General features: G+C 60.5%; 1 protein-coding gene. It reads left to right on the top strand.

What is annotated here, in order from left to right; translation table 11 throughout:
* Positions 1-405: DnaB-like helicase C-terminal domain-containing protein (locus tag AC1RO3_RS08735; RefSeq protein ID WP_481764038.1), on the top strand; the 405-nt coding region annotated here is incomplete at both ends.

Genomic DNA, 405 nt, shown 5'->3' with positions numbered 1-405 from the left:
CATCGACGCGACCCTGAATTCGAAGGGCAAACTCGATGTGGGAACGCTTCTGGAGGATACGGCACTGCGCCTGTCGAGCGCGCGTGCCACAAAGAGCACGAAAGACGCGTTCACCCACTTCGGGATGAACAACAATGCGACGGCACTGGTCCGCGACATCCTGTACGCCGAGTCCGGTGACGACATCATACCGACCGGCATTCCCGAATTCGATCGGCAGTCCGGGGGATTTGCTCGCGGCTCGATGGTCACCATCGCCGCAGGCTCAGGTGCCGGTAAATCGCTGTTTGCCAACGACATCGCGATCAAGATGGCTAGCGCCGGCTACAAGGTGCTGGTGGTTCCTCTCGAAATGAGTGCGAAGGAAACCACGGTGCGCGTCGTGGCCAACGTCGGGGCCTTCGA

The organism is Dellaglioa sp. CoH-57-MRSF-19 (assembly GCF_056781975.1).
Note: the sequence above shows the minus strand (reverse complement) of the source record. Positions and strands in the feature narration are given on the sequence as shown.